The 17,278-nt window shown below is 57.2% G+C and carries 18 protein-coding genes; 13 read left to right on the forward strand and 5 right to left on the reverse strand.

Translation table 11 applies throughout. The features are described from left to right. Positions 1-97: 97 nt before the first annotated feature. Entirely contained in the window at positions 98-1,093 is a 996-nt protein-coding gene (gene pldB / locus DBY66_RS11475) for a lysophospholipase L2 (protein ID WP_039381774.1), read from the forward strand. A 32-nt stretch (positions 1,094-1,125) separates the two neighbouring features. Further along, on the forward strand, positions 1,126-1,926 hold the full coding sequence (yigL, locus tag DBY66_RS11480) for a sugar/pyridoxal phosphate phosphatase YigL (RefSeq protein WP_094111152.1): 801 nt from the start codon (positions 1,126-1,128) through the stop codon (positions 1,924-1,926). 33 nt (positions 1,927-1,959) lie between these two features. On the opposite strand, the gene glpT is transcribed toward yigL, so the two are convergent. Then, positions 1,960-3,300: a glycerol-3-phosphate transporter gene (gene glpT / locus DBY66_RS11485; RefSeq protein WP_071668204.1), complete on the reverse strand. Its 1,341-nt coding sequence runs from the start codon at positions 3,298-3,300 to the stop codon at positions 1,960-1,962. Between the two features lie 402 nt (positions 3,301-3,702). On the opposite strand from glpT, the gene DBY66_RS11490 reads away from it, so the two are divergent. After that, entirely contained in the window at positions 3,703-4,563 is an 861-nt protein-coding gene (locus DBY66_RS11490) for a carboxylate/amino acid/amine transporter (RefSeq protein WP_108570301.1), read from the forward strand. Positions 4,564-4,601: 38 nt separating this feature from the next. Here DBY66_RS11490 and DBY66_RS11495 read toward each other — a convergent pair whose 3' ends face one another. The 3 genes from DBY66_RS11495 to DBY66_RS11505 form a co-directional block, all read right to left on the reverse strand. Continuing rightward, on the reverse strand, positions 4,602-5,084 hold the full coding sequence (locus DBY66_RS11495; protein WP_071668203.1) for a DUF1456 family protein: 483 nt from the start codon (positions 5,082-5,084) through the stop codon (positions 4,602-4,604). Positions 5,085-5,177: 93 nt separating this feature from the next. Beyond that, on the reverse strand, positions 5,178-6,113 hold the full coding sequence (gene metR, locus DBY66_RS11500; RefSeq protein WP_039381784.1) for an HTH-type transcriptional regulator MetR: 936 nt from the start codon (positions 6,111-6,113) through the stop codon (positions 5,178-5,180). A 180-nt stretch (positions 6,114-6,293) separates the two neighbouring features. Continuing rightward, positions 6,294-7,130, reverse strand: a complete 837-nt coding sequence (locus tag DBY66_RS11505; protein WP_104085850.1) for a dienelactone hydrolase family protein — start codon at positions 7,128-7,130, stop codon at positions 6,294-6,296. 300 nt (positions 7,131-7,430) lie between these two features. Between DBY66_RS11505 and udp the strand changes: the two genes are divergently transcribed. The 10 genes from udp to tatD all read left to right on the forward strand — a co-directional run bounded on the left by udp (position 7,431) and on the right by tatD (position 16,712). Further along, positions 7,431-8,192, forward strand: a complete 762-nt coding sequence (gene udp / locus DBY66_RS11510) for a uridine phosphorylase (RefSeq protein ID WP_039381790.1) — start codon at positions 7,431-7,433, stop codon at positions 8,190-8,192. Positions 8,193-8,291: 99 nt separating this feature from the next. Beyond that, positions 8,292-9,563: a tetratricopeptide repeat protein gene (locus DBY66_RS11515; RefSeq protein ID WP_108570300.1), complete on the forward strand. Its 1,272-nt coding sequence runs from the start codon at positions 8,292-8,294 to the stop codon at positions 9,561-9,563. Between the two features lie 91 nt (positions 9,564-9,654). Further along, positions 9,655-11,142, forward strand: a complete 1,488-nt coding sequence (gene rmuC / locus DBY66_RS11520; RefSeq protein ID WP_104085848.1) for a DNA recombination protein RmuC — start codon at positions 9,655-9,657, stop codon at positions 11,140-11,142. A gap of 74 nt (positions 11,143-11,216) precedes the next feature. Further along, on the forward strand, positions 11,217-11,975 hold the full coding sequence (gene ubiE / locus DBY66_RS11525) for a bifunctional demethylmenaquinone methyltransferase/2-methoxy-6-polyprenyl-1,4-benzoquinol methylase UbiE (protein ID WP_039381797.1): 759 nt from the start codon (positions 11,217-11,219) through the stop codon (positions 11,973-11,975). Between the two features lie 6 nt (positions 11,976-11,981). Further along, positions 11,982-12,587 (forward strand): SCP2 domain-containing protein, encoded by a 606-nt coding sequence (locus DBY66_RS11530; protein WP_039381799.1) that lies wholly within the window; start codon positions 11,982-11,984, stop codon positions 12,585-12,587. After that, positions 12,584-14,221 carry a ubiquinone biosynthesis regulatory protein kinase UbiB gene (ubiB, locus tag DBY66_RS11535; RefSeq protein WP_039381801.1) on the forward strand — a complete coding sequence of 546 codons (1,638 nt, stop codon included), beginning with the start codon at positions 12,584-12,586 and terminating at the stop codon, positions 14,219-14,221. Before DBY66_RS11530 ends, ubiB begins: the two co-directional genes overlap by 4 nt. A 104-nt stretch (positions 14,222-14,325) precedes the next feature. Continuing rightward, positions 14,326-14,571 (forward strand): twin-arginine translocase TatA/TatE family subunit, encoded by a 246-nt coding sequence (tatA, locus tag DBY66_RS11540; protein WP_039381803.1) that lies wholly within the window; start codon positions 14,326-14,328, stop codon positions 14,569-14,571. A 9-nt stretch (positions 14,572-14,580) separates the two neighbouring features. Continuing rightward, positions 14,581-15,090 (forward strand): Sec-independent protein translocase protein TatB, encoded by a 510-nt coding sequence (gene tatB / locus DBY66_RS11545; protein ID WP_039381806.1) that lies wholly within the window; start codon positions 14,581-14,583, stop codon positions 15,088-15,090. A gap of 2 nt (positions 15,091-15,092) precedes the next feature. Next, positions 15,093-15,839 carry a Sec-independent protein translocase subunit TatC gene (tatC, locus tag DBY66_RS11550; RefSeq protein ID WP_108570299.1) on the forward strand — a complete coding sequence of 249 codons (747 nt, stop codon included), beginning with the start codon at positions 15,093-15,095 and terminating at the stop codon, positions 15,837-15,839. A gap of 90 nt (positions 15,840-15,929) precedes the next feature. Beyond that, complete coding sequence (gene tatD / locus DBY66_RS11555) at positions 15,930-16,712, forward strand: 3'-5' ssDNA/RNA exonuclease TatD (protein ID WP_039381811.1); 783 nt, start codon at positions 15,930-15,932, stop codon at positions 16,710-16,712. Here the strand turns inward: tatD and rfaH are convergent. After that, positions 16,709-17,197 carry a transcription/translation regulatory transformer protein RfaH gene (gene rfaH, locus DBY66_RS11560; protein WP_039381813.1) on the reverse strand — a complete coding sequence of 163 codons (489 nt, stop codon included), beginning with the start codon at positions 17,195-17,197 and terminating at the stop codon, positions 16,709-16,711. The two genes, tatD and rfaH, sit on opposite strands and share 4 nt — an antisense overlap. Between the last annotated feature and the right edge of the window lie 81 nt (positions 17,198-17,278).

The following is a 17,278-nucleotide window of genomic DNA, read 5'->3' on the forward strand; positions in this document are numbered from 1 at the left end:
ATTCCCTGAAGCGAGCGAAGTATGACACAATACGCCAGAAAATTGCGCTGCGCTATGGCATACCAGCAGGGCGAACTGAACTCTCCGGGAGGGGCAGATGCAGCATCACAGAGAGAGCTGGCTCAGGCGTGAACGCGCTTTTGCGGCGTTTGCTACCGGTCCGCTGCTCGACTTCTGGCGGCAGCGGGAAGAGTGTGAGTTCACCGGAACGGGCAATCTTACTCTCCGCTATGTACGTTTTACTGCGCCACACCACACGCGCGTGATCCTGATTGTGCCGGGGCGTATTGAAAGCTATATCAAATACCCGGAGCTGGCATACGACCTGTTTCACTGCGGCTACGATGTGGTGATTATTGACCATCGCGGGCAGGGGCGCTCTGAGCGGCTGCTGGCAGATTCGCACCGCGGACACGTGGTGGAGTTCAGCGACTATGTTGACGATCTGGAGACGCTCTACCTGAAAGAGATTGTCAGCCAGCATTATCAGCAGCGCTATGTCCTCGCTCACTCAATGGGCGGTGCGATTGTCGCGCTGTTTCTGGCCCGGCAGCCGCGGGCATTTCATGCGGCGGTGCTGTGCGCACCTATGTTTGGCATTGTGCTACCGCTGCCGCCCTTTCTGGCGCACCGTATTCTTGACTGGGCAGAGAAGCGGCCGGCGCTGCGCGACGGATACGCCCTTGGTACCGGACGCTGGCGCGCGCATCCGTTTGGCATTAACCGCCTGACGCACAGCCGCGAGCGCTATCGACGCAATCTGCGCTTTTATGCTGACGATCCGGCTATTCGCGTCGGCGGTCCGACCTATCACTGGGTGCGTGAAGGCGTGCAGGCCGGACGCAATATCATGCGTCAGGCGGCAAATATCACCACGCCGCTGCTGCTGCTGCAGGCGAGTGAAGATGATGTGGTGGACAACCGTTCACAGGATCTCTTCTGCCAGGCGCTGGCGGCAGCCGGGCATCCCTGCGAAGGTAACGCACCGCGCGTCATTGAAGGCGCGCGCCATGAAATTCTGTTTGAATCAGATGCAATGCGCGCCGAAGCGCTCAATGCCACCGTGGATTTTTTTGCCCGTCATCTCAGCTGACGTTATTTCCGTTATTACAACCCGAGGTTTCCATGTTTCACATCGTTGCATCCGATCTGGATGGCACGCTGCTCTCGCCGCAACATCGTCTGACGCCGTTTGCCCGTACCACGCTGCAGGCGCTGGTGGCGCGTGATATCCATTTTGTTTTTGCCACCGGCCGCCACCATATCGACGTGGGACAGATGCGCGACAAGCTCGGCATTCCGGCGTATATGATCACCTCCAACGGCGCGCGCGTGCATAACGCCGCAGGCGAGCTGATTTTCAGCCACAATCTTGACGGCGATATCGCCAGCGAGCTTTACGCCCTGAAATATCAGGATGAAAATATTCTGACCCATGTTTATCGCGATGATGAGTGGTTTATGAACCGTCACCATCCCGATGAGCAGGACTATTTCCAGGAGTCGGAGTTTATGTATCAGCTCTATGAGCCGGGAATATTGCCCACCGATGGCATCAGCAAAGTCTTCTTCACCTGCAGCGATCCGGCTCGTCTGCTGCCGCTGGAGCAGGCGATTGAAGCGCGCTGGGGCGATCGCGTTAACGTCAGTTTCTCGCTGCCAACCTGTCTGGAAGTGATGGCGGGCGGCGTGTCGAAGGGGCACGCGCTGGAGGCTGTGGCAAAACAGCTGGGGCATTCGCTGAAAGCGTGCATCGCATTCGGCGATGGCATGAATGATGTTGAGATGCTGAGTATGGCCGGTAAAGGGTGCATTATGCACAACGGTCAGCAGCGCCTGAAAGATACGCTGCCATCGCTGGAGATCATTGGCAGCAATGCGGACGATGCGGTGCCGCACACGCTGCGTAAACTCTTTCTGGAGTAAAAAAACGGGCCGGTCTCTCCCGGCCCGCCTCGCTTATCCGAGCTGTTTCTTATGCTTATGTTCGTTGATCATGGTGAGCAGCAGCAGCACCACTGCCAGCACCGAGCCGGCGATCATCACCATAAACCCGCCATCCCAGCCGAAGAAATCAACGGTATAGCCAACGATAGCGCTGGCTGCCACGGAGCCACCCAGATAACCGAACAGGCCGGTAAAGCCCGCTGCGGTGCCGGCGGCCTTCTTCGGTGCCAGTTCCAGCGCGTGCAGGCCAATCAGCATCACCGGGCCGTAGATCAGAAAGCCAATCACAATCATACAGAGCATATCGATGCCCGGATTGCCCGGCGGGTTAAGCCAGTAGATCACGGTAGCGATTGTCACCAGCGTCATAAAGAACACGCCGGTCGCGCCGCGATTGCCTCTGAACACTTTGTCTGACATCCAGCCGCACAGCAGCGTACCGGGAATGCCCGCATACTCATACAGGAAGTAGGCCCAGGAGGATTTATCCAGCGTAAAGTGTTTCACCTCTTTCAGATAGGTCGGCGACCAGTCGAGGATGCCGTAGCGCAGCAGATAGACAAAGACGTTTGCCAGCGCGATATACCACAGAAGCTTATTGGGCAGGATGTACTGCATAAAGATCTGCTTTGCGGTCAGCTCCTGCTCATGGTCCTCGCTGTAATCAGGCGGATAGTCATTTTTCCACGCTTCAATCGGCGGCAGACCGCATGATTGCGGTGTATCGCGCATCATGGCAAACGCAAACAGCGCGATCAGAATGGCGCCAAACGCGGGCATATAGAGCGCCGCTTTCCAGTCGTTAAACCACGCCATACCGAGCAGGAACAGCAGTGGCGGGATACCGCCTCCGACGTTATGCGCGCAGTTCCACACGGAAACAATGCCGCCGCGCTCTTTCTGTGACCACCAGTGCACCATGGTGCGGCCACACGGCGGCCAGCCCATTCCCTGGAACCAGCCACACAGGAACAGCAGCACAAACATCACCATAATGCTGGAGGTCGCCCAGGGCACGAAGCCCATAAACAGCATGACCGAGGCGGCAAGAATCAGGCCCGCCGGCAGAAAAACGCGAGGGTTTGAGCGATCGGAAACAGAACCCATGATAAATTTGGAAAAGCCGTACGCAATAGAGATGCCGGAGAGGGCAAACCCTAAATCCCCGCGCGAGAACCCCTGTTCAACCAGATAGGGCATCGCCAGCGCGAAGTTTTTGCGTACCAGATAGTAAGCCGCATAGCCGAAGAAGATCCCGAGGAAGATCTGCCAGCGCAGCCGGCGATACAGTGGATCAACACGATCGTCAGCGACCTGAGGCCGATGCGGTGCAGGTTTAAAAATACTCAGCATGAGTGTGGCCCTCCGGGGCGCAGAATAGTTATGAATTTCCCAGCAGGTTGGGGCAGAAATACGCATAAGCGCAAAGGAAACCTGGTGTTTCCATATCGCGCAAAGGATAGAGATGGTTGCTGCACGTTACTGTGACGTGTGACACATATGTTACAGTTTTATGACAATCAGGAGCGAAAAAAACCAGGAAATGTTGGATTTCGCGCATTTTGCCAGGTTTTAAGCTGGTGTTCATGCGCATTCTGACCAGAGCCTGTGTCAGGAGGTAACAGCTGACCAGCGCGTATCGCCAGCTGTCCGCCACAAGCGGGCAAAATATGATCAGTTGTAAACCAGATTATTCAGCTGGTTCATGCAGGTTTGATTACACTAGCGCCTCTGTTTATCGGGGAATGGTGTGCCGTGCTGTTACTTATTATCACCACTGTATTGTGGGCTTTTTCTTTTAGCCTGATCGGCGAATATCTGGCCGGCCAGGTGGATAGCTGGTTTTCCGTGTTGATGCGCCTGGGCCTGGCCGCGCTGGTTTTTCTGCCGTTTTTGCGCTGGCGCGGCTACCGGGCATCAACGTTGATGCTCTATATGCTGGTGGGAATGCTGCAGCTCGGCATTATGTATCTGCTCAGTTTTGAAGCCTATCTCTACCTGAGCGTATCTGAGTTCCTGCTGTTTACGGTGATGACGCCGCTCTATATTACGCTGATTTATGACCTGCTGAGCCGGCGTCCGCTGCGCATCGGCTACGCCTTCAGCGCGCTGCTGGCGGTAGCGGGGGCAGTCATTATTCGCTATGACAAAGTCAGCGATCATTTCTGGCTGGGTCTGCTGCTGGTGCAGGCGGCGAATCTCTGCTTTGCTGTCGGCATGGTGGGATACAAACGGCTGCAGGAGACGCGGCCTATGCCGCAGCATACGGCGTTCTCCTGGTTCTATCTCGGAGCGGTGCTGATTGCCGCGCTGGCCTGGTCGCTGTGGGGCAATCCGCAGAAGCTGCCCACGACCACGCTGCAGTGGAGCGTGCTGATATGGCTGGGCGTTGCCGCATCCGGGCTGGGCTATTTTATGTGGAACTATGGAGCCACGCAGGTGGATGCCGGCACGCTGGGCATTATGAACAATATGCATGTTCCGGCGGGGCTGCTGGTAAATCTGGCGATCTGGCAGGAGAAGCCGCACTGGCCGAGCTTTATTGCGGGCGCTGCGGTGATCTTCGCTTCACTCTATGTGCATAAACGCTGGGTGATCGGCAGGCGTCACGCCTGAGCACGTGGCGGGCGCAGCCTGCAGGCTGCGCCGTGCGATCAGCTTTTCTTCGCCGGCGTTCCCGGACGCTGGATAAGCGTTAACCCTTTCAGGAAATTACGCAGAATTTGATCACCACATTCGCGATAGTTCTTGTGATCCGGATTGCGGAAGATAGCGCCGATTTCACCCTGTGAAACCTTGAAGTTGGCTTTCAGCAGGATGTCGGGAATATCGGTGGTTTTCAGCGCAAACGCGATACGCAGTTTCTTCAGAAAGATGTTATTGCTCATGCGGCGTTCAACAGAGGGTGCCGGCGCATCGTCGCTTTTACCGCGCCGGTAGTAGATCAGGCCGTTGAGGAAATAGCCCATCAGTACATCAGGCAGTTTGCGAAACGCGGCGTCATCCTCTTTTTTCAGCCAGGCCTGCACATCCTCCAGCGGCACATCGCTTCCCGCAAGGGCAAAAATCTCCACCACTTTGCTATCGCTCAGATCGAGCATATAGCGCACGCTGCGCAGAACATCGTTATTGGTCATGGTGAAACTCTCCGGGTATGCAGTAAGGGCGGCGCATTATAGTGCAGGCGGGGCGGGGATAACAGCGCGGCGCGCGCACGCCGCGCCGGACCATCAGGATGCGCCGGGTAATACCGCGCCCGGCTGCGAAGCGTCGCGCACAAACGGCAGGTGATCGCAGGCGTGCTGGCGGGCAAAGCGCACAAAGGCTTCCAGTACCGGCTGACGCTGTTCGCCTTCGCGTACGGCGGCGTAGAGCCGGCTCCAGAGACCGTCGCCCAGCGTTTTGGTGACGACCAGCCCCTGCTTTTCAAAGTTCTCAACCACCCAGTGCGGCAGGGCGGCGATCCCCATCTGCGCCGAAACCATCTGAATCAGCAGCAGCGTATTATCCACGCTTTTCAGCGCCGGGCTGACGCCGGCGGGCTGCAGAAAGTGACGCCAGACATCCAGCCGCTGGCGCTGTACCGGGTAGATCATCAGAACTTCATCAGCGAAATCCTGCGGCGTAATATGCGTGCGCTGCGCCAGCGGATGATCGGGTGCCAGCACCAGCCGCATCTCAAAATCAAACATCGGCGTATAAAACAGCCCGCTGCGCGGCAGAATATCTGAGGTCAGTACCACATCAAGCTCGCCCTGCTGCAGCGCCGGCTGCGGATCAAAGGTGACGCCGGATTTAAAATCCATCACCACCTGCGGCCAGCTTTTGCGGAAGTTATTCAGCGCAGGCGTCAGCCACTGAATACAGCTGTGGCATTCAATAGCGATGCGCAGCGTGGCCTGCTGCTGTGGCTCATGACACGCCTGCAGCGCCTGCTGGATCTGCGGCAGTACCTGCTCTGCCAGCTGCAGTAAAATCTCACCCTGCGGCGTAAAGCGCAGCGGCTGGCTTTTACGCACAAACAGCCGGAAGCCAAGGCGCTGCTCCAGATCGCTGAACTGATGCGATAAGGCAGACTGCGTCTGGTGCAGCTGCGCCGCAGCGGCGGCGAGCGAGCCGGTGTTGTGTAACGCCTGCAGCGTTCGCAGGTGTTTGAGTTCGATCATGAGAATCCTTCACAGCGGGACAAAACGAATAACGCGGTAAGCTATACACTACCCGCAGATTGTGGCGGTGTAAACATCTGGATGGCTAAATGGAATGGGCTGCTGTGCGCAGAGGCAGCAAACGCGGGCGTCAAAAGCAGAACGTGCATGAAAAAGGGCGCCTCAGCGCCCCGGATAACGTTACGCGCTGGGGGCTACCCCATACTGTTTGAACCACGCCAGCATACGCTGCCAGCCATCCCGGGCCGATTCTGCATGGTAGCCCGGACGATAATCGGCGTTAAACGCGTGACCGGCATCCGGATAGACCACAATTTCTGCTTTGGCATTGGCGGCATGCAGCGCCTGACGCATTTTATCAATACTCTCCAGCGGAATACCCTCATCCTGCCCGCCATACAGGCCGAGCACCGGCGCGTTCAGATCGACGGCGACATCAATCGGATGCTTCTGCTGCTTCAGCGTTTTTTCTCCTTCCAGGCGGCCATACCACGCCGCTGCGGCACGCACCTGAGGATTGTGTGCGGCAAACAGCCAGCTGATGCGCCCGCCCCAGCAGAAGCCGGTAATCGCCAGACGACGAATATCGCCATCGTGCCGTGCAGCCCAGTTTGCCGCATGATCGAGATCGGCAAGCACCTGGCTGTCGGGCACTTTGCTCACCAGCTCGCTGAGCAGCGTCGGGATATCGTGATACTCCTGCGGATCGCCTTCGCGGAAATAGAGTTCCGGTGCCACTGCGAGGTAGCCCTCCAGTGCCAGGCGGCGACACAGATCGCGGATATGCTCATGTACGCCGAAAATCTCCTGAACCACCAGTACCACCGGCAGCGTACCGCTGAATGATTTAGGTCGTGCGTACCAGGCGGGCAGATTTTCCCCCTGGCTGGGAATTGAGGTCTCGCCACACTGAATCGCATCGCTTTGGGTAATGATTGTGCTGCTGGCGGCGGGCTGCGCCGCTGAGGCGAAGCCACCCGGGGTCGATTCTTGTGCCATATTTTCTGTGGTTTTCATGGTTCTCTCCGTGCTGGCAGGTGCGCAATCAGGTAACTATAGCCTGGTCATGATGGCCGGATGGTTACAGGGTAAAAGGAACAGATTCTCAGATGCGGCTTCTGTATTAACATTGCCGCTGAAGCTTACGCAGCACCATGCCGGATAAATGTGTGAAACGGCGCGTTATATTGTGACAAAAATCACAAATAGTGCGGTTGGTAATGTAACTTTCATTATTTGAAGTGAGAGATATCACATATTTGTCGCGCTGCCTCACGTAGAGTGCGCGTCACAATACTTAATTAGCAGGAGTCTGATATGACCCAGTCTGACGTTTTCCACCTTGGTATCACTAAAGCTGACCTGAAAGGCGCTACGCTGGCGATCGTCCCGGGCGACCCGGAGCGGGTGAAAAAAATCGCGGCGCTGATGGAGAATCCGCAGCATCTGGCGTCGCATCGTGAATTCACCACCTGGCTGGCGGAGATCGACGGCAAGCCGGTAGTGGTCTGCTCAACCGGTATCGGTGGTCCTTCAACCTCAATTGCGGTAGAGGAGCTGGCGCAGCTCGGCGTCCGGACCTTCCTGCGCGTCGGCACCACCGGCGCCATTCAGCCGCACATTAACGTTGGTGACGTGCTGGTGACGACCGCCTCAGTACGCCTGGATGGCGCCAGCCTGCACTTTGCTCCGATGGAATTCCCGGCCGTGGCCGATTTTGCCTGTACCACGGCGCTGGTCGCGGCGGCAGAAGAGTGCGGCGCGCGTACCCATATCGGCATCACTGCCTCTTCTGACACCTTCTATCCGGGGCAGGAGCGTTACGACACCTTCTCTGGTCGCGTGGTCAATCGCTTCCAGGGCTCCATGCAGGAGTGGCAGGCGATGGGCGTACTTAACTATGAGATGGAATCCGCTACACTGTTAACCATGTGCGCCAGTCAGGGACTGCGTGCCGGCATGGTGGCTGGCGTCATTGTGAACCGTACGCAAAAAGAGATCCCGGACGCGGCAACCATGAAGCAGACCGAGAGCGACGCTGTGAAAATTGTGGTGGAAGCCGCGCGTCGCTTACTGTAGCGCGCCAGTTGGCAATGGATGCGGGACCCGCCTCACAGGGAACTCAGCCGCTGACGAATCAGGATGCGCACCTATTCAGCGAACTCTGGGATCCCTTTTATGCGCAAAACCTTCTCCGCTCCCCGTTCCGCCGCTGTCAATAATCCCGCTGCTGCGCAGGCGCGCGTTGAACACGCCGCCACGCAGTTTCGCCAGGCGATGGCCGACGGCGACTACGCGCAGGCGCGTCAGTGCTGTGAAGCGGTATTGCGGGTAATGCCGAACCATATGCAGGTGCTCAGCGACTATGCACTGACGCTGATGCGCACCGGCGACTATAAAAAATCGTACAAAATCTATCAGAAAATCTGCCAGGCGCCTGACGCACAGCGTGCACAGGCTTCGGAAACCTGGCTGGATGGCCTGACCGAGGTCTGTGGCTGGCTGGATAAGCCGGATGAGGTGGCACGCTACGGCCTGGCTTCGCTGATGCACTCCGATGCGCGCTTTTCTGCCGGACAAAAGCACCCGTTTCCGGCTGATGCGCCGCCGGCGTTTAACCCGCACAACCCGGCGGAAAACAGTATTGCGTTCAGCCTGTATGGCAACCAGCCGCGCTACTGCGAAACGCTGATTAAAAACGTTGAAGTGGCGCGCGAGCTCTATCCGGCATGGCAGTGTCGCGTCTATCTGGATGAAAGCGTGCCGCAGCATGTCTGGCAGCGCCTGCAGCACGCCGGCGCGCAGCTGGTGGATATGTCGCACGAAAAAGAGATTCAGCCTACGCTCTGGCGCTTTCTGGTAATGGATGACCCCACGGTCAGGCGCTTTATCATTCGCGACGCCGACTCGCTGCTGTCAGAGCGCGAAGCTGCGGCCGTGCAGGCCTGGCTCGACTCGCCGTTCTGGTTTCATCATATGCGTGACTACTTTACCCATACCGAACTGCTGCTGGCCGGAATGTGGGGCGGCTGTCACGGCGTCGTCCGCAACCTTGCGCAGCAGATGCGCGACTTTATGGCGCGCTACACCGGCAATCAGCGCTTCACCGATCAATATTTCCTCAAAGTGGCGCTGTGGCCCACCGTTCGTGCCAGCCTGCTCAGTCATGACGATCTTTTTCATTTTCATCAGGCGCAGCCGTGGCCCGCTCACGCCCCCGTTCGCTGGCAGACAGAACATTTTCATGTCGGCAGTAACGCCGGCTATGCCAGCATGACCGGTAAGGCCACTGCCCCCTGCAACGGTGCGCAGCAGGTTGAACTCGCCTGTGGCGGCCAGAGCTGGTGTTATCCGGCGCGCGTGGTGAATGAGAGTGAATGGGTGCTGCCGATGCCGTTTTTCCTGATCGATGCCTGGAAAGCGGGCGAACTCACGGTCAGAGCCTGCTGACCTCCTGCGGCCTGGCGTTCAGAGATTTCAGTAGACATTCCTCCAGGCCAACTTTACCTTTCCCCTGAGCATCGCGAGGGGCGGGGGGATCATGGATCAGCAACTTATTATTACGCTTGTACTGGCACTGGCCGGTCTGGGTATCGGCTGGCTGCTGGCGCAGCTGCGTGCCGGTCAGCAGCACGCCAGCCTGACCGCGGAGCATCGCCTGCTGGAAGCGGCGCAGCAGCGTCAGCAGCGCGAACAGGAACAGCTGCAGCTGCAGCTCCGGCAGCGTGAACAGGAGCTGCGGCAGCTGCATGGCACCCTGAGCGGGGCGCAGGAGCGCCTGCAGCAGCTGGATTACTGGCGTGCTGAAAGTGAACAGCTCAGCCGCGAGCTGCGTAATCAGCTGGAGGTCAACAGCGCACAGGAAGCGGAGCTGCGCGAGGTGACTATCCGGCTGGAGGAGACGCGCTTTGCCGCTGAAGAGAAGCAGCGGCTGCTGACCAGCAGCGAGCAGCGTCTGAGCGCCCAGTTTGAGAATCTTGCGAACCGCATTTTTGAAAACAGCGGTCGCCGTGTTGATGAGCAAAATCGTCAGAGTCTTAACAGCCTGATTGCGCCGCTGCGCGATCAGCTGGATGGCTTTCGCCGTCAGGTCAATGAGAGTTTTGGTCAGGAGGCGCGTGAGCGTCATACGTTAACGTATGAGATCCGCCAGCTGCAGCAGCTCAATGCACAAATGGCGCAGGAGGCGTTAAACCTGACCAAAGCGCTGAAAGGCGACAACAAGATTCAGGGTAACTGGGGCGAAGTGGTGCTCAGTCGGGTACTGGAAGCGTCCGGCCTGCGTGAGGGGTATGAGTATGAAACCCAGGTGAACATCGCACTGGAGCAGGGGCGCATGCAGCCCGACGTGATTGTCCGGCTGCCGCAGGGCAAAGATGTGGTGGTGGATGCCAAGATGACGCTGGTCGCGTATGAGCGCTACTTTAACGCTGAGGATGATGCCGCACGGGAGCTGGCTATTCAGGACCATGTTGCGGCGATGCGCGGTCATATTCGTCTGCTGGGGCGAAAAGATTATCAACAATTACCCGGTTTACGCTCGCTGGATTATGTGCTGATGTTTATACCGGTGGAGCCGGCGTTTTTGCTGGCCATCGATCGGCAGCCTGAGCTGATTAGCGAGGCGCTGCAGCAGAATATCATGCTGGTCAGTCCGACTACGCTGCTGGTGGCGCTGCGTACTATCAATAATCTGTGGCGCTATGAGCATCAGAGCCGCAACGCCCAGCGGATTGCCGATCGCGCCGCACGGCTCTATGACAAAATGCGGCTGTTTGTCGATGATATGAGCGGCATCGGACATAATCTGGACAAGGCGCAGCAGAGCTATCAGCAGGCGATGAAAAAGCTGGCAGAAGGGCGCGGCAATCTTATCGCCCAGAGCGAGGCGTTTAAGTCGCTGGGAGTCGAAGTTAAGCGGCCCATTAATCCGCAGCTGGTGCAGCAGGCGCTGCCGGATGAAGCGGATGAGCGCTGGGCAGAGGATGATGCGGAAACGGCAGCGGAAGTGCGCCGTATCAATGAATAACCGGCGGCAACGTGCTCGGATCGCGCGACTCTGATACACTTCGGAGAGAATTATTTGTGGAACAGGTAAAACCGATGGCAGATGAATCACAGCAGGAAACTACTCACTTTGGCTTCCAGACCGTAGCAAAAAGTGAAAAGGCCGATAAAGTCGCGGACGTGTTTCATTCCGTTGCGGCAAAATATGACCTGATGAACGATTTGATGTCGTTCGGCGTCCATCGCGTATGGAAGCGTTTTACCATTGACAGCAGCGGCGTGCGTCGCGGTCAGCGCGTGCTCGACCTGGCAGGCGGCACGGGCGATCTCACGGCGAAATTTTCCCGTCTGGTGGGTGAAACCGGGCAGGTGGTTCTGGCGGATATTAACAGCTCGATGCTGAAAATGGGCCGTGAAAAGCTGCGTAATCTTGGGGTCACCGGCAACGTCAGCTATGTGCAGGCGAATGCGGAAGCTCTGCCGTTCCCGGATAACTATTTTGACTGCATCACCATCTCGTTTGGCCTGCGCAACGTCACGGAAAAAGAGAAAGCGCTGGCTTCAATGTTTCGCGTGCTGAAGCCGGGCGGTCGTCTGCTGGTGCTGGAATTTTCTAAGCCGGTGCTGGATCCGCTGAGCAAGGCGTATGACGCCTATTCATTCCATATTCTGCCGCGTATCGGGCAGCTGGTGGCGAATGACGCAGAGAGCTATCGCTATCTGGCTGAATCTATTCGTATGCATCCCGATCAGGAGACCCTGAAAGCGATGATGAACGACGCCGGTTTTGAAAACAGCACGTATCACAACATGACTGGCGGCATTGTCGCGCTGCATCGTGGCTTTAAGTTCTGAGTGACCATGACGCTAACCCCTCTTATTACCGGCGCGCTTGAAACCGCGCTGAATCGTGTACTTTATCGCGATCGTAGCCTGAAAGCCGCCCGGCAGCGCCTGGCAGGTAAGGTGCTGCTGCTGCGGCTGCAGGAGCTCGATTTTCCCCTTGTGCTGGTCTTCAGCGAAACGCGACTGGACGTGCTGGGCGACTGGCAGGACAGCAGCGACTGCAGCGTCAGCCTGCGCCTGAGTACGTTGCCTAAACTGCGCGATCGCCAGCAGCTCACCGGCCTGATCCGCAGCGGCGAGCTGAACGTTGAGGGCGATCTGCAGGTGGTACAGCAGTTCTCCGCATTAATGGATCTGGCTGAACTCGATCCGGCAGAGTATCTGGCACCCTGGACCGGTGATATTGCGGCACAGGGTATCAGTCAGGCCGGCAGGCGGGCGCTGGCTTTTGCGCAGCAGCAGGTAACGCGCCGTCAGGACTATCTCAGCCAGGTGGTAACCGAAGAGTGGCGGCTGGCGCCGGGTGCGCTGGAGCTGGCATGGTTTGCAGAAGAGGTTGAAGCGATGGAGCGTTCACTAAACGCCTTTGAGGCGCGTCTGGCACAGCGGGAGGCGAAATGACGCTCGGAGAACTTCGGCGCTTATATTTTATCGTTAAAATTTTTCTGACCTACGGGCTGGATGAACTCATACCGCACATGCGCATCACGCTGCCGCTGCGGCTGTGGCGCCGCTGCGTATTCTGGATCCCCAACCGGCATAAAGAAGCGGAGATGGGCCTGCGCCTGCGTCTGGCAATGGAGCAGCTTGGCCCGGTCTGGATCAAGTTTGGTCAGATGCTCTCAACCCGTCGCGATCTGTTTCCGCCTAAAATTGCCGACGAGCTGGCAATCCTGCAGGACCGCGTCGCGCCGTTTGACGGCGTAAAAGCAAAAGCGCAGATTGAGCGCTCGATTGGCGGTCCGGTTGAGACCTGGTTTGACGATTTCGATATCAAACCGCTCGCCTCTGCCTCTATTGCTCAGGTCCACACCGCGACGCTGAAATCTAACGGCCGCAAAGTGGTCATCAAAGTGATCCGCCCTGATATCCTGCCGGTAATCAAAGCGGATATGAAGCTGATCTACCGGCTGGCACGCTGGGTGCCGCGCCTGTTGCCGGATGGTCGCCGCCTGCGTCCGATGGAAGTGGTCCGCGATTACGAAAAAACGCTGATTGATGAACTCAATCTGCTGCGGGAAGCGGCCAATGCGATTCAGCTGCGCCGTAATTTTGATCAGAGCCGCATGCTCTACGTACCGGAGGTCTACTCCGATTACTGCAGCGAAACCATGCTGGTGATGGAGCGGATTTACGGAATCCCGATCTCCGATGTCGCCACGCTGGAGCAGCACGGCGTCAATATGAAGCTGCTGGCTGAACGCGGCGTGCAGGTTTTCTTTACCCAGGTATTTCGCGACAGCTTCTTTCACGCCGATATGCATCCGGGCAACATTTTTGTCAGTTACGATCGTCCGGAAGATCCGCAATATATCGGTATCGACTGCGGGATTGTGGGATCGCTTAACAAAGAAGATAAGCGCTATCTGGCCGAAAACTTTATTGCCTTTTTTAACCGCGACTACCGCAAGGTAGCGGAACTCCACGTGGATTCCGGCTGGGTGCCGCCCGATACTAACGTTGAAGATTTTGAGTTTGCAATCCGCACCGTCTGCGAACCGATTTTTGAGAAGCCGCTGGCGGAGATCTCATTTGGTCACGTGCTGCTCAACCTGTTCAACACGGCGCGCCGCTTTAATATGGAAGTGCAGCCGCAGCTGGTGCTGCTGCAAAAAACGCTACTCTATATTGAAGGGATTGGACGTCAGCTCTATCCGCAGCTCGATTTATGGAAAACCGCGAAGCCGTTTCTGGAAGAGTGGATCAAAGATCAGATTGGTCTTCCGGCGCTGGTACGTAAGGTTAAAGAGAAAGCGCCTTTCTGGGCAGAGAAATTGCCAGAACTGCCGGAACTGTTTTACGACAGCATGCGCCAGCATAAGTTATTGCAGCACAGCGTTGATAAACTGGTTAATGAACTGAACGCGCAGCGCACCCGGCATCACCAGTCGCGCTACCTGTTTGGCGTGGGGGCCACGCTGCTGTTAAGCGGGACGGCAGTACTCCTGAGCCGGCCTGACTGGGACTTCTTCCCGGCGCTGTTAATGGCGGCGGGCATCGTGACCTGGCTGGTGGGCTGGCGCAAGACAAACTAATTGTTTGCCTGGTGCAAATCGCGTAATGTCGCAGGCCGGAGCCGGTTTCCCGGCCCGCCACATTACAGTTTTTCGTTTTGTTAAGTATTTCAGAGGCATATCTCATGGGCGGTATCAGTATCTGGCAATTGTTAATCATTGCCGTCATCGTTGTACTTCTGTTCGGCACCAATAAACTGCGCAACCTCGGTTCAGATCTTGGCTCATCCATTCGCGGCTTTAAAAAAGCGATGAGTGATGAAGATGAGAAAAAAGATCTGCCTAAAGAGCAGGATGCTGACTTCAATGCCAAAACGCTGGCAGATAAACAGCATGACCCGGTGAATAAAGATCAGCCGCGGGATAAGTAAGGTGTAACTGTGTTCGATATTGGCTTTAGTGAACTGGTTCTGGTGTTCGTGATCGGCCTGATTGTACTCGGGCCGCAACGTCTGCCGGTGGCGGTAAAAACGGTAGTGGGCTGGATCCGGGCAATTCGCTCGCTGGCGGCTAATGTGCAGCACGAGCTGGCGCAGGAGCTAAAGCTGCAGGAGTTGCAGGACAGCCTGAAGAAAGTGGAAGAGGCGGGAAAGGGAACGCTCTCTCCGGAGCTGAAGCAGTCAATGGAAGAGCTGCGTAAAACCGCTGACTCCATGAAGCGCTCTGTTCAGCAGAGTATTGATATCGAAAAAGCGGAGGATGAAGCGAATACGATTCATCAGCCTGCCGCGGTTAAACCTGATGTGCCGCCGGCTGCTGCCGTCACGCCGGCGCAGGCGGAGCATCACGCCAGCGCTCCGGCGCAGGCACCTGCCGCCGCAGAAACCGTCAGCGATCGGGCTGATGCGGCGCACTCACCCACTCCCCTTTCTGCAAAAGATGAACGATAACCATGGCTGTTGAAGATACCCAGCCGCTCATCAGCCATCTGATCGAGCTGCGTAAGCGTCTGCTGAACTGCATCATTGCCGTGTTTGCGATTTTTCTCTGCCTGATCTATTTCGCTAACGATATCTATCACGCGGTCGCCGCACCGCTGATCAGCCAGATGCCGGCCGGCGCCAGTATGATTGCCACAGATGTTGCCTCGCCATTTTTTACGCCGATCAAGCTGACCCTTATTGTCTCGGTGTTTCTGGCGGTTCCGGTGATCCTCTATCAGGTATGGGCATTTATCGCGCCAGCGCTCTATCGGCATGAACGCCGGCTGGTTATGCCGCTGCTTTTCTCCAGTACGCTGCTGTTCTACGTGGGTGTGGCTTTTGCCTACTTTATTGTCTTTCCGCTGGCGTTTGGCTTTTTTGCCAAGACCGCGCCGCAGGGCGTCACCATTGCGACCGACATTACGAACTATCTCGACTTTGTCATGACGCTGTTTATGGCATTTGGCGTTGCGTTTGAAGTGCCGATAGGCATCGTGCTGCTCTGCTGGACCGGGATCACCACGCCAGACGATTTGCGGAAAAAACGGCCTTATATTCTGGTCGGCGCTTTCGTTGTTGGGATGCTGCTCACACCGCCAGACGTTTTTTCCCAAACTTTGCTCGCTATTCCGATGTACTGCCTGTTTGAAGTCGGCGTATTCTTTTCCCGCTACTACGTGGGTAAAGGGCGTAAAGCGGCAGAGGAAGACTCCTGATCGCGTTTACGCAGGACGCCCCGTTGCGCGCGGGGTGAAAGCATTTTACAAACCGCCCGCCTGCCGGGCGGTTTTTATTTGGGGAAAGAGATGTTTGATATCGGTGTAAACCTGACCAGCACGCAATTCGCAAAAGATCGCGCTCAGGTGGTTAAGCGCGCGCGCGAAGCAGGTGTCACCGGCATGCTGCTTACCGGCACTAACGCGCTGGAGAGCCAGCAGGCACGACAGCTGGCAGCACAGCATCCCGGCTACTGCTGGTCTACGGCCGGCGTCCATCCGCATCACGCCAGTGAGTGGTCCGCAGAAACAGCCAGCACGCTGCGCCGCCTGGCAGAGAGCGAACAGGTGGTTGCCATAGGGGAGTGCGGGCTCGACTTCAACCGCAATCTGGCTGCGCATCAGCAGCAGGAGTATGCATTCGATGCCCAGCTGGCGCTGGCTGCAGAGCTGCAGCTGCCGGTGTTCTTACACTGCCGCGAAGCGCACGATCGCTTTGTTGCGGTGCTGGAGCCGTGGCTGCCGAAGCTGACGGGAGCGGTGGTACACTGCTTTACCGGCACGCGTGCGGAGCTGGAAGCCTGTCTGGCGCTGGGCCTCTCCGTGGGCATTACCGGCTGGGTGTGTGATGAACGCCGGGGAATGGCGCTGCGTGAGATGCTGCCGCTGATCCCGGCGGAGCGTTTACTGCTGGAGACGGACGCGCCTTATTTACTGCCGCGCGATATGCGGCCCCGTCCGGCCTCGCGGCGCAATGAACCCTGTTTTCTGCCTCATCTGGTACAGCAGGTGGCGGGCTGGCGCGGAGAGACGGCGGAGGCGCTGAGTGCGCAGGCCGACGCAAACGCGCGTCAGCTGTTCAGGCTGGCTTAAACCTTACGAAACAGTTTGTTATCCACACTGCGCATCACCTGCTTATTCAGCAGGTTCAGCAACAGGATCGAACGGGTTTCTCCGTCGGGCTCGGCAAAAATCGCCCGCAGCCCTTCAAACGTGCCGTCGGTGATAAGCACTTCATCGCCCGACTGCGGCGTTTCAGGATCCAGAACAATCTGTGGTGTATCGGTTTGCAGTGCTTCAATCACTTCATAGGGCACCGTGGCGGGCATAGCGCCGAAGCGCACAAAATGGCTGACGCCGCGCGTGCTGCTGATGGTGGTGGTATGAATCGCTTCCGGATCGAATTCGATAAACAGATAGTTAGGGAACAGCGGCTCACTGACAGTGGTGCGTTTACCGCGCACCAGCTTCTCCATCGCGATCGTTGGACTGAGGCATGTTACTGCCTGACGCTCAAGATGTTCCTTAGCGCGCAGCAGCTGTCCGCGTTTGCAATAGAGTAAGTACCAGGATTCCATAACTGCCCCCAAATAATGGATGCCAAGAATAACAAACCTGCAGTCAGAGTTATAGCGCATCGGCTGGCGTATACCGTACCG

This window comes from Pantoea sp. RIT413, assembly GCF_003057675.2.
GTDB classification, from domain to species: domain Bacteria; phylum Pseudomonadota; class Gammaproteobacteria; order Enterobacterales; family Enterobacteriaceae; genus Pantoea; species Pantoea eucrina.